The organism is Paenibacillus sp. FSL P4-0338, from assembly GCF_038002365.1.
GTDB lineage: Bacteria > Bacillota > Bacilli > Paenibacillales > Paenibacillaceae > Paenibacillus_AQ.
This window is the reverse complement of record NZ_JBBOCG010000001.1, coordinates 5336042-5348093: the sequence shown is the minus strand read 5'-3', so window position 1 is coordinate 5348093 and position 12052 is coordinate 5336042. Positions and strand designations below refer to the sequence as shown.

Below are 12052 nucleotides of genomic sequence, written 5' to 3'. Positions count from 1 at the left end.
TCTTATAATATATCACATCCAACCGATCAATGCAAGCTCTTTTTTTAACTTCTTTTTCGAGCTCGGCGTTGATGTTTCGCGGCCAGAAATAGAATATATCATGGATAGAGATTCATTGCAAGCATTTATTTCAAATCCATTATCTAAAGCTACGCTTCCCATAACTAGCCTTATCCCGGCAAGCAAGTTAGCATAGCTCTACTCCTCTGTCCGCGTGCTTAAGCTATAATCTCTTGAATATGCAGCTCCCGTTCATTAATCAGATTAACGATGTTTCCTTCAACCTGAACCATAGGTCTTGTCGGGTTGTTACGGTCGGTAAAGATGATTTCCCCGTGACGTCCGTCGCTGAGCCGTATCCGTGTACCGTTATATAGGTCTGTCGTCTTTTGAATGAAGGTCTGTACGATTACCGGATCGAGCTTCCCGAAGCTTTCTTTCTGCAGCTGCTCCAATACCAGATAAGGCGACTGTGCCTTTCTGTAGGCTTTTCCCAGCGTCATGGCATGGAAGATATCAGCGACTGCCACAATCTTGGCGTAGAAATGAATCTGGCTGCCATCCAGCCTAAGCGGATAGCCTGAACCGTCTATCTTCTCATGGTGCTGCAAGGCGGCTAGTCTAACCCCTTCGTTAATGGCTGTAACATTGCGCAGCAGCTGATAACCGTATGTAGTGTGCCTGCGTACCTCGTCGATCTCTGCAGCGCTAAGAGGGGTCGGCTTCAGCAGCAGCGCTTCGTCCACCTTAATGTTACCTATATCGTGCAGCAAGCCGGCAAAAGCAGCCTGCATCCAGTCCTTCTGCGGATATCCGCACCACTGGGCAATTCGATAGGAGGTCAGGGCAGACAAAACAGCATTATGATAGTTGTATTCCTGGTCAATCAGCACACGCGGCGCAAACTTTAGGACATGGTAATCCTTCAAATGGGTAATCAGCTGCTCCAGCTGACTCCGCAGTTCGAAGATCGGAAGAGCCGCTGCGGCCGCTGCACGGTAGCTTTGCTTGATGAGCACCAGCATTTTCTCATACTCATCATGAAGCGGAGAATTACTCTTGGCCAGCACCGATTCATTAATCAGGGCACCCGCCTTGGCCGCTTGCTGCTTCACTGCCGGTTTAGCGCTCTCTGCCGGCTTATCCTCCCCTTGTGCCCCTTCAATCTCAACCTGTCCGATCAAAAAAGCCTGCAAAATCTCAATATCCCGGGGGAGAATGATCTTGCCCCTCCCGAACAGTACTCCTCCTAAAGGAGTAATTACATCCTTTATAATCTTTGAACCCGCTTTAATCTCTCCAACGGATATGTTTGGCATTAGCCTAAGCCCCTTTATGTCGGTGACACCTGTAATTCTCTAATTATAGTATGGAACCCGGGAAGCGGCTAGATAGAGAATTCCCCGTTCGTTAGTTAATAGGGTATAAAAAAAGAGCATGGATTTCTATACATCAGAAACCCATGCTCTCCTGCAATCCTTATTCGAGGTTGTCGTCTTCGTTCACGGTACCCGCTTCAGGCTGGCTGACTTCGCCCTCGCCTTCTACCGGAGTTCCTTGAATGTCTTCGCCGTCCTCATGTTCAGACAACTCTTCATCCTCTTTGTCAGCTCTGCACAGTGTAGCTACAGCATCATCCTCACGGATGTTAATCAGCTTAACCCCCTGCGCATAACGGCCCATGGTGGATATTCCGTCCATACTGGTACGAATCAGGGTACCGCTGGTCGTAATAATCATCAGATCCTCGTCCTGCTTGACGACCTTCAGCCCGACAACCGGCCCGTTCTTGTCCGTAAGGTTAATCGTCTTGATACCCTTACCGCCACGGGTCTGGGACCGGTAGTCACCGGCAGGCGTCCGCTTGCCGTAGCCCTTGGTGGTTACGATCAGTACCTCAAGCTCCGGATCTACGCAGTCCATGCCAATGACATGGTCATTGGAATCAAGCGTAATCCCCTTCACTCCGGTAGCACTGCGGCCCATTGAGCGCACATCATTCTCCGAGAAGGTAATCGACATTCCGCGTGCAGTCCCGATAATCAGATTCTGCTCTCCGTCGGTCAGCTTCACTTCAATCAGTGAATCCTCTTCACGGAGATTGATGGCAATCAGGCCGCCCTTGCGGATGTTATTGTAATCTTCCAGAGGCGTCTTCTTCACAATCCCCTCACGGGTAGCGAAGAACAGGTATTTATCGCTGTCCGCTTCTTCCACCTGGATAACCGCGCTGATCTTCTCTCCCTGCTCAATTTGAATCAGGTTAATGATCGGCGTCCCCCGGGCAGTGCGTCCAAGCTCCGGAATCTCATAGGCCTTGATCCGGTACACCTTACCCTTATCGGTGAAGAACATCAGGTAGTTATGGGAGTTGCTCACGAAGAGATGCTCCACAAAATCCTGGTCCTTGGTGTCCATCCCGATGACACCGCGCCCGCCGCGCTTCTGGCTGCGGTAGGTGTTGACTGGAAGACGCTTAATGTAACCGGTGTGGGTGATTGTAATTACAACCTCTTCACGCGGGATCAGATCCTCGTCAAGAATACTCTCTTCCCCAACCGTAATTTCTGTACGGCGGTCATCGGAGTACTTATCCCGGATCTCCTGCAGCTCATTGCTGATAATATCCAGCACGAGATGCTCATTAGCCAGAATCTCACGGTATTCTGCGATTTTGGCCAATAATTCATTATATTCATTCTCAATCTTCTCGCGTTCCAGACCGGTCAGGCGCTGCATCCGCATATCGAGGATCGCCTGGGCCTGCTCTACGCTCAGACTGAAGGTCTCCATCAGGCCCTCACGGGCAATGTCGGTGGTGCGTGAGGCGCGGATCAGGGCAATAACCTCATCCAGATGATCCAGTGCTATCCGCAGACCTTCCAGAATGTGTGCCCGTGCTTCCGCCTTCTTGAGGTCGAAGATGGTCCGGCGGCGGATGACTTCGATCTGATGCTGCAAATAGTGATACAGCACATCACGCAGGTTCAGAATCTTCGGCTCCTTATTGACGATCGCCAGCATGTTGATCCCGAAGGTGGACTGCATAGAGGTGTGCTTGTAGAGATTGTTGAGTACAACGCTCGGGTTCACATCCCGTCTCAATTCAACCACTACGCGCATTCCGTTACGGTCAGACTCATCACGCAGATCCGTAATGCCCTCGATGCGTTTCTCACGCACCAGCTCCGCAATCTTCTCTACGAGCCGGGCTTTGTTCACCTGGTAAGGAAGCTCATGCACAATAATCTTTGCCTTGCCGTTATTCTCTTCAATGACCGCTTTGGCACGCATGGTAACCGATCCGCGTCCGGTGCGGTAAGCCTGACGGATTCCTTCCCGGCCCAAAATATAACCGGCCGTCGGGAAATCCGGGCCTTGAATATATTCCATAAGCTCCATAGGTGTAATATCCGGGTTCTTGATCATCGCCTGTACTCCGTCAATGACCTCACCGAGATTATGCGGAGGAATGTTGGTAGCCATACCCACCGCAATCCCGCCTACACCATTGACCAGCAGGTTGGGATAACGTGCAGGCAGAACTACAGGCTCATTCTCTTCGCCGTCATAGTTGGGGGCGAAATCAACCGTTTCCTTGTTCAGATCACGGAGCATTTCTCCGGCAATTTTGGACAGGCGCGCTTCGGTATAACGCATCGCAGCTGCCATATCTCCGTCGATGGAACCGAAGTTACCATGACCGTCTACAAGCATATAGCGCATGGAGAAATCCTGTGCCATACGTACCATTGTTTCGTAGACTGCCGAGTCACCGTGAGGGTGATACTTACCGATAACCTCACCGACGATTCTAGCTGACTTCTTGTGTGGCTTATCCGAGGACATTCCAAGTTCCGACATCGCAAACAAAATGCGTCGGTGAACAGGCTTGAGTCCGTCCCGCACATCCGGCAAAGCCCGGCTTACAATGATGCTCATTGCGTAATCCATAAAGGATTCGCGCATTTCCACGCCAATGTCCCGATCCCTGATTTGCGGGTTATTTTGTTCAGCCATGAGTTGGTGGACCTCCTTCAGTTAAAAACCGCTACCCTATATTATATTACTTTCACAAAACCAGCACAATTAAACATGATAGCCTGTTATCGTCTATATTGATTTTCTTTTAGTACGGATAAGGATATACGCCCTCTCCGCTGCTGTCTTCAGTACATAGACTGTAGAGACAAGAGGATTGGCTTCATGCCCCTGTTTTCGTCCCAAATAGCATAATCTCATATCCTTATATTATAACATTATTTAGCTTTCTTGTCCTGAAAATTCGCGATGCGTAAAGAAACGGAGGCAGAACATGAAGATTCAGCGCGTGTCCAGCAAATGGGCAAAAACGAAAGTCATTCTGCAAAACCGTCAGCTCTCGGTCTACATTCCCGAAACGCGTAAATACAGCCTGGAGGAGCTTAAAGAAATGCTACATCTGCACGGCACGGTATATATCAAACCTGACCGCGGCACCTATGGCAGCGGAGTGATGAGAGCCGAGCAAAGGATAGTGCACTTAAGTCCCAGCGGGCAGCAGCCCGATACCGATGGGCCGGAGGCAGAATCCGAAAGCAGTGAAGCAGAAGTACCGGCAGAGCCGAAGCTGATGTATATCCTGCGCTATGCAAAGGACGCCGAGGTCTTTTATAGCCCCGAGGAGCTTCATGCTGCACTGTTGCCCCGGGTTGGAGACCGCACCTACCTGGTCCAGCAGGGCATTGATCTGCTTCAGCATCAGAACCGTCCCTTCGACCTGCGCGTGCTTACCCAGAAGAATCCTCAGGGAAGCTGGGAGTCTACAGGCATGCTTGGCCGGGTCGCCGCGCCGCAGAAGGTGATTACGAATTATCACAGCGGGGGCAGTGTTTTCCCGGTAGATACCCTGTTCAAGGAGCATATGAGTTCTGACGAAATGTCTGCAACCATCCAGCAGCTGAAATCCCTGGGCGTCCGAATCGGCGCGCAGCTCGAGACGGCTTATCCAGGTCTTAAGGAGCTGGGGCTTGATGTAGCCATGGACCAGCATCACGATCTATGGCTGCTTGAAGTAAATACCTTACCCTCCATCATTGTCTTCAAATTGTTCCCGAACAAAGCAATTTACCGCAGAATCCACCGTTATGCTGTGGCCTATGGACGGTTGAAGCCTAAACGGAAGTCCGTAACCAGCCGCCGCAAGCGAATATTGAACATCTAACTCTATGTATTCAAGTGGCAGGCTATATACCCTCCATCTAGAGTAAAGGGCTGGTGCAACCCAGCCCCTCCTCATCAAACCGTACGTGAGGTTTTCCCTCATACGGCTTTCCGATGTTTGTCATTCATCGGCATGCAGATTACAATAGCGTTTTTAGTCCATATTGGATGGTCAAATATCTAACTTCTGACCGGGATCTCATCCATCTTCCTCGTTGTCTCTTCTTCGCATACCACCGGGTAAATCGTTGCAGAATATACCAATCCAGTTTTGCTAACCTCTTTTGGCTGTACTTTGTGTAATAGTAGTTTCTCCATCCTTGAATCTTGGGATTGAGCCATTCCACGTGTTCCGCAAACGATTTCGAACGCATGCTGGGCGGTGCTAATCTTTCTTTAACCACGCCTCGAATTCGTTCCTCCGCCTTCTTCGTTAGCCACTGCTGCGTGGTGTAATACACCTTGCCTTGGGATGTTTCTGCCTTCTTTTTCCGGTGGTGCATTCCTAAGAAGTCGAATCCTTCGTCTCCTGTCCATAAGCCGACAATACGGGTTTTGGTTGGGTGTAGCGTCAGCTCCAGACGTTCCATGATTCTGCGTATGAGTTCATACGCATGTCCGGCGTCCTTTTTAGTTTTACAGACCACCACAAGATCGTCTGCATACCTCGTGAGTTCACCTACTCCTTTCCCGTGTTTTTCCCACAGTCGGTCAAAATAGTTCAGATAGATGTTCGCCAAAAGTGGTGAGATCACTCCACCTTGTGGTGTGCCTAAATCGGAACGTCTTACGTTTCCTTCTTCCATGACTCCCGCCTGAAGCCACTTCCGGATTAACTTCAGGATTCGTCTGTCATTGATACGCATTTGTACCAATTTCATCAGTTTCTCCTGGTTAATATTGTCGAAGTAACCTTGGATGTCGACGTCGACTACCCAATTTCCTTTGCGGTTGCAGGCTTTCCGGATTCGATCCAGTGCTCCTTTCGCACTTCGCTTCGGGCGAAATCCGAAGGATACTTCTTCGAAATCCGCTTCGAAGATCGGTTCAATGACGAGTTTGGTTGCCATCTGCACCACTCGGTCGCGCACGCTGGGTATGCCCAGCGGTCTTGGTTTCCCGTCTTTCTTTGGGATATAGTGCCGCCGTACGGGCTGTGGGTGGTAGTTACCATCCTTTAATGCTCGCTCGCAGTCTTTGAGAAATTGCACTTCTCCTTGTTTCTCAATATCCGCGAGCGTCACCGTATCTACTCCGGCAGCCCCCTTGTTCGCTTTCACCCGTTTCCAGGCTTCACTCAGCACATCCCAGCGGTAGACTTTGTCGTACAGTGCATGGAATTTACGCTTGTTGTTCTCCTTGGCCGCATGACCTAGCTTTTCTTGGAGTTCTTGAACTTTTTCCTTAGGTGTCGTTAGCCTACTGGCATTCACTCACTCGTACCTCCTCCAAAAGCATAAACAAAGCAGGGCTCCTTCTCTCCCTAAGGTTATGTTGTCCTTAGGTTCCTCGGTACTATGAGCCCCTCGGACTCCCTTCCCACAGACGGTTCATTTCATCTTTTGGACTTATAGAGCGTCTTTTTACGGGTTTCTAAAAAAAAAATCCTCCCGTGTGGGGGAGGGTCTCCCCAGTTCACTATGTCTTCTTTCCTTCCATGCCGATCCCCATACGCCGGAGGATTCTTCACTGCCGTTCCAAGTTCTCTGCAGCTTCCATGGTCTTCACCCATATAAGCGAGGTTCGACTTCCTCTCTTCCCCCTTGCGGGGCCTTTATGACGACGCGGCAGGATTCACTTCATGTTACGGCCTGGCGGGTTGCTCGCCCTGTCTCTGACCGGACTTTTGTCGATGCGCTTCTACGCACGGATTTCGCCGTACGCAGGCATCCTAGCTACACGGGGGCTTGGCCCCTCCCGTGACCGGACTTTCACCGGTTAGAAGATACGCGCTTTCTGGGCACGCCTTATACTTAAAAACCTCCGGCTTCACCCGCAAGGGATGATCCGGAGGTTCGCTGTAAACTGATCAAATATCCAGGTTCTTGACCGATTGCGCATGCTCCTGAATGAATTCGCGGCGCGGTTCGACATTGTCCCCCATCAGGGTGTCAAAGATACTGTCTGCCAGCATGGCATCCTCAATGGTCACCTGCAGCATGGTGCGGCTCTCAGGGTCCATCGTAGTGTCCCAGAGCTGAGCGGCGTTCATCTCACCGAGACCCTTGTAGCGCTGAACGTTAACCTTCACGTTCTCGCCGAAGGTCGAAATGATCTCATCGCGCTCCCGCTCGCTCTGTGCATAGCGCACAACCTTGTTGCGCTCGATCTTGAAGAGCGGCGGCTGGGCGATATAGATATATCCCGCATCGACAATCTTCCGCATGTAACGGTAGAAGAAGGTCAGCAGCAGCGTTCGGATATGGGCACCGTCAACGTCCGCATCGGTCATGATGACCACCTTGTGGTAACGCGCCTTCGAGAGATCGAAATCATCGCTGATCCCGGTTCCGAGAGCAGTGATAATTGCCCGGATTTCCGCATTGGACAAGATCCGGTCCAACCGGGCCTTCTCCACGTTCAGGATCTTGCCGCGCAGCGGCAGGATGGCCTGGAAATGACGGTCCCGGCCCTGCTTGGCAGATCCGCCCGCAGAGTCACCTTCGACGATGTACAGCTCACTAATGGATGCATCCTTAGAGGAGCAATCCGCCAGCTTGCCCGGCAGGGCACTGACTTCAAGCGCGCTCTTGCGGCGGGTTAGCTCACGGGCCTTTTTGGCCGCTTCACGGGCACGAGAAGCCTGCAATGACTTCTCTAGCACCTTGCGCGAAACGGCAGGGTTCTCTTCCAGGAACTCCTGCAGCTTCTCGCCGAACAGCGATTCTACAATCCCGCGGACTTCACTGTTGCCGAGCTTTGTCTTGGTCTGACCTTCGAACTGCGGCTCAGGAATCTTGACGGAGATAATCGCCGTCAGACCCTCCCGGACATCATCACCGGTCAGATTCTGACTGCTGTCCTTGATTACGCCTGCCTTGCGTGCGTAGTCATTAATGATCCGCGTCAAGGCACTCTTGAAGCCGGATTCATGCGTTCCGCCTTCATGGGTATTGATATTATTAGCGAACGAATAGATATTCTCTGTGTATGAATCGTTATATTGGAGAGCCACTTCAACCGCGATCATATCCCGTGAGCCTTCCACGTAGATGGGATCCTCATGAAGAGCTTCTTTTTTCTCGTTAAGATATTTCACATACTCCACAATACCGCCTTCATACTTGAACGTATTGTTGACCCCGGTCCGTTCATCCAGCAGTGACAACTCAATGCCCTTGTTCAGGAAGGCCAGCTCTCGGATACGGGTAAGGAGCGTGGAGTATTCAAAAGTAGTGGTTTCGGTAAAAATATCCGGGTCCGGGTGGAAGGTGGTGGTGGTCCCCGTCTCCTCTGTATCCCCAATCACTCGGATGTCATATTGCGGCACACCGCGGTTGTACTCCTGCTGGTAGACATGCCCGTCACGTTTGACAGTGACAACTACCTTCTCGGACAAGGCGTTAACCACAGAGATCCCTACGCCGTGAAGACCGCCGGACACCTTGTAACCCCCGCCGCCGAACTTACCGCCCGCATGCAGGACAGTCATGACCACTTCAAGCGTGGACTTCTTCAGCTTGACGTTCTCACCGACAGGAATTCCCCGCCCGTTGTCAATAACAGTCACACTATTATTTTCAGTAATTATGACTTGAATCCGGTCGCAAAAACCTGCCAGCGCCTCATCGATACTATTATCGACAACCTCCCAGACCAAATGATGCAGACCTTTGGAGCTGGTGGAGCCAATGTACATGCCGGGACGTTTCCGAACTGCTTCCAGCCCTTCCAGTACCTGAATCTGGCTCTCATCATATGTCGGTTGATTCATTGACATGCCTTCACCTACTTCTTTCAGATTATCTCCTGTAGCTTACGAAACTTATATTTCTAACAAGATCTTGGCTCTTTTTTTGAGAGTGGAGGAGGAGATCGGGGAGTAGTAGACAATATTCCTGGTCACGACAATAGACTTCGCTTCCTCTTCACCAATGCGTTCCAGCTTCTTATCCTGCTGGGAATGAGTCATAAACTGCTTCGATACCTTGGAGGATTTCTCAATCGATATATCAAATATAGCAATCAGCTCTGAGGATCGAATAATTTTTTCTCCGCCCAAATGAATATACATGGTCTTCCTCCGCTCTTTATAGCCCCACTTTGCCGCCATGGACATGATACAGGATTGCACCCTTTAATTTATCAGCATTCAGTCCCTCAACACCGGTAGCAGTGATGAAGGTCTGCACCTTGCTCTGAAAGGTTTCGATAAGCTGGGTCTGACGATAGGGATCAAGTTCGGACAAAACATCATCAAGAAGCAGCACAGGGTATTCTCCGATCTCCTCATGGATCAGTTCAATTTCCGCCAGCTTGAGCGATAAAGCTGCCGTACGTTGCTGCCCTTGGGAACCGTAGACCTGAGCTTCTCTTCCGTTGATAAAAAAGGACAGGTCATCCCGATGGGGACCCGTCAGCGTCATGCCGCGCCTGATTTCCTGATCTCTTGTTTGTGATAACTTTAACATAAAATTGTCCAATAAGACAGCTTCATCTTCCTCTTCACGCTCACCAAACGAGGGGACATAGAGCAGTTTGAGCTCTTCTCCGCCGTTTGTGATGCCCCGGTGGATGCTTTCTGCCCATATTTGCAGCTTCTTTATGAATTGTTTCCTTTTTTTGACGATTTTAACACCATGTTCTACAAGTTGGGCATCCCAGATGTCCAGAAGCTCCCTGCCGCCAGCCTCTTTGCCCCATAGCTGCTTCAGCAGATTGCCCCGTTGGACGAGAATTTTCTGATACTGCTGCAGATGGAACAGGTAGCTCGGCTGGACCTGGCCAATCTCCATGTCAAGGAACCGCCGCCGGATTCCCGGAGTGCCTTTGACAATCTCCAGATCCTCCGGAGCAAACATCACCACATTCAGCGAGCCTACGAATTCGCTGAGCCGGCGCTGCTCCAGCCCGTTAATTCTGGCCTTCTTGCCTTGCGGGGACAGGGTCAGCTCCAGCTTAAGATCCCCGTATTTACGCTCTACTTCAGCAACAATCTGCGCGGAGCCCGCCGGAGCATCGAAGGAGATCAGCTCCTTGTCCTTGGAGGTCCGGTGGCTTTTGGTCATCGCAAGGACAAACAAAGCCTCCATGAGATTGGTTTTGCCCTGGGCGTTCTGTCCGAGAATAAGATTCACATCACCCAGATGCTCAAGACGCAGCAGCCCATAGTTGCGGTAATCCTGCAGTCCGATATTTTTGACAAACAAGAGTCTGTTCCTCCTTAGGGTTACTCCTCCTTGACGCCGCCGCCCTCAACTTCAAACACGCCGTTATCCTGTACCTCGATAGTATCACCCGGGTAGAGCTTCCGGCCACGCCGTTCCTCCACCTCACCGTTCACCTGCACATGCCCTTCCTGCAGCAGCGCCTTAGCCATCCCCCCTGTGGATACACAATCGGAGAGCTTCAGGAACTGGTCGAGCTTAATATATCCACTGTGGATAACTATTTTTTTCATGTTTTTGATCCTTTCGGCCACTTATCCACATGTTGATGAACAGGGCGTTAATTAGTTGTCCGGTATGGCAGAATCACATACAGGCTGCGGCTCTCATCGAGCGGTCTGAGAATAATCGGACTCATCATGCCGGTGAAGGCAATCACGAGCTGCTCACTCTCCACAACCTTCAGTACATCGAGCATATATTTGGAGTTGAAGGAGATGCGCAGCGGCTCGCCTTTGAAATCCATGACTTCCAGCTCTTCACGGACCTTCCCTAGCTCGGAGGAGCTGGAGGAGATCTCCACATCGCCGTTCTCCAGGGTCTGCATCCGGACGATGTTCGTTTTCTCTTCACGGGACAGCAAATAAGCGCGGTCAATCGATTCGCTTAATTTTTTTGTGTCCAAGGTTAGTTCTGTTTTGTAGGTGGTTGGAATAATTCTAGAAGTATCCGGATAAATGCCATCCAGAATCCGCGAATAGAACAGCACTTTGTCGATTTTGAACAGCACCTGGTTATCGGCGACGACAATATCCACCAGCATATTCTGATCAGGGATAATTTTGCTCAGCTCGTTCAGCGTTTTGCCGGCAATGACAATATTCGCGAACTGGATATTCTCTGTACCCTCCAGGTGTGCAGCTCGGGTTGCGAGCCGGTGGCGGTCGGTAGCCGTGAACTTGAATTCATTGTCGGCCAGATTCCACAGAATGCCTGTCAGGATCGGTGTTGTCTCTTGAGTGGAGATGGAGAAGGCGGTCTGCTTGATCATATTCTTCAGCAAATCACCGGGCATGGAGATGGTTTCATTCTCCTCAATGCTTGGCAGAACAGGGAATTCTTCAGGATCGAGACCCACAATCTGAATCTCCGTAGAGCCGGAGGAGATATAGGTCTGGAAGCCTTCTTTAACTTCCATGTGAATTTCTTTGGAGGGAAGCTTCTTGATAATCTCTACGAAAAATTTGGCGGGAAGCACTACGCTGCCCGGCTGCTCTACCTTAACGATCGTCTGGCTGTCATTCTCAGCAGGGATGAAGGATTGAATGGAAATATCCGTATCGCTTGCAGTCAGTGTAACGCCCTGATGGCTAACCTCAAACTTAATGCCGGTCAGAATAGGAATCGTTGTTCTGCTGGAGATAGCCTTGGAGACATGGCCGATGGATTCGTTAAGTTCGTTTTTGAGAATGCTGATTTTCATGATTTCACTCCTAGCTGAAAAATTGGGAATTGGGTGTACG

9 protein-coding genes are annotated in these 12052 nt (G+C 50.6%); 1 reads left to right on the top strand and 8 read right to left on the bottom strand.

The window, feature by feature from the left end; translation table 11 throughout:
* Window positions 1–218: 218 nt before the first annotated feature.
* Together MKZ07_RS23650 and gyrA are read right to left on the bottom strand one after the other, a co-directional pair.
* Entirely contained in the window at window positions 219–1319 is a 1101-nt protein-coding gene (locus MKZ07_RS23650; protein ID WP_036699899.1) for an HD-GYP domain-containing protein, read from the bottom strand.
* Between the two features lie 160 nt (window positions 1320–1479).
* The gene (gene gyrA, locus MKZ07_RS23645) at window positions 1480–4020 is read right to left on the bottom strand and encodes a DNA gyrase subunit A (protein ID WP_036699897.1); all 2541 of its coding nucleotides are present in this window, start codon (window positions 4018–4020) and stop codon (window positions 1480–1482) included.
* A gap of 295 nt (window positions 4021–4315) precedes the next feature.
* Here gyrA and MKZ07_RS23640 point away from each other — a divergent pair, with 295 nt between their 5' ends.
* Window positions 4316–5203, top strand: coding sequence for a YheC/YheD family protein (locus tag MKZ07_RS23640; protein ID WP_036699896.1), 888 nt, complete (start codon window positions 4316–4318; stop codon window positions 5201–5203).
* A 139-nt stretch (window positions 5204–5342) separates the two neighbouring features.
* Here the strand turns inward: MKZ07_RS23640 and ltrA are convergent, their stop codons facing one another.
* The 6 genes from ltrA to dnaN form a co-directional block, all read right to left on the bottom strand.
* On the bottom strand, window positions 5343–6635 hold the full coding sequence (ltrA, locus tag MKZ07_RS23635) for a group II intron reverse transcriptase/maturase (RefSeq protein ID WP_036694821.1): 1293 nt from the start codon (window positions 6633–6635) through the stop codon (window positions 5343–5345).
* 596 nt (window positions 6636–7231) lie between these two features.
* Window positions 7232–9142: a DNA topoisomerase (ATP-hydrolyzing) subunit B gene (gene gyrB, locus MKZ07_RS23630; protein ID WP_036699893.1), complete on the bottom strand. Its 1911-nt coding sequence runs from the start codon at window positions 9140–9142 to the stop codon at window positions 7232–7234.
* Window positions 9143–9187: 45 nt separating this feature from the next.
* A complete protein-coding gene (gene remB, locus MKZ07_RS23625) occupies window positions 9188–9436 on the bottom strand; it encodes an extracellular matrix regulator RemB (RefSeq protein WP_036699891.1) in 249 nt (82 codons plus the stop codon).
* 16 nt (window positions 9437–9452) lie between these two features.
* Window positions 9453–10571 (bottom strand): DNA replication/repair protein RecF, encoded by a 1119-nt coding sequence (gene recF, locus MKZ07_RS23620; protein ID WP_036699888.1) that lies wholly within the window; start codon window positions 10569–10571, stop codon window positions 9453–9455.
* A 20-nt stretch (window positions 10572–10591) separates the two neighbouring features.
* Window positions 10592–10822, bottom strand: coding sequence for a S4 domain-containing protein YaaA (gene yaaA / locus MKZ07_RS23615; protein ID WP_036699885.1), 231 nt, complete (start codon window positions 10820–10822; stop codon window positions 10592–10594).
* A 47-nt stretch (window positions 10823–10869) separates the two neighbouring features.
* The gene (dnaN, locus tag MKZ07_RS23610) at window positions 10870–12012 is read right to left on the bottom strand and encodes a DNA polymerase III subunit beta (RefSeq protein WP_036699883.1); all 1143 of its coding nucleotides are present in this window, start codon (window positions 12010–12012) and stop codon (window positions 10870–10872) included.
* Window positions 12013–12052: the final 40 nt, after the last annotated feature.

Excerpts from the sequence above, each read along its gene's own strand:
- MKZ07_RS23650 (WP_036699899.1), bottom strand. The coding sequence starts at position 1,319 with ATGCCAAACATATCCGTTGGAGAGATTAAAGCGGGTTCAAAGATTATA.
- gyrA (WP_036699897.1), bottom strand. The coding sequence starts at position 4,020 with ATGGCTGAACAAAATAACCCGCAAATCAGGGATCGGGACATTGGCGTG.
- MKZ07_RS23640 (WP_036699896.1), top strand. The coding sequence starts at position 4,316 with ATGAAGATTCAGCGCGTGTCCAGCAAATGGGCAAAAACGAAAGTCATT.
- gyrB (WP_036699893.1), bottom strand. The coding sequence starts at position 9,142 with ATGTCAATGAATCAACCGACATATGATGAGAGCCAGATTCAGGTACTG.
- remB (WP_036699891.1), bottom strand. The coding sequence starts at position 9,436 with ATGTATATTCATTTGGGCGGAGAAAAAATTATTCGATCCTCAGAGCTG.
- yaaA (WP_036699885.1), bottom strand. The coding sequence starts at position 10,822 with ATGAAAAAAATAGTTATCCACAGTGGATATATTAAGCTCGACCAGTTC.
- dnaN (WP_036699883.1), bottom strand. The coding sequence starts at position 12,012 with ATGAAAATCAGCATTCTCAAAAACGAACTTAACGAATCCATCGGCCAT.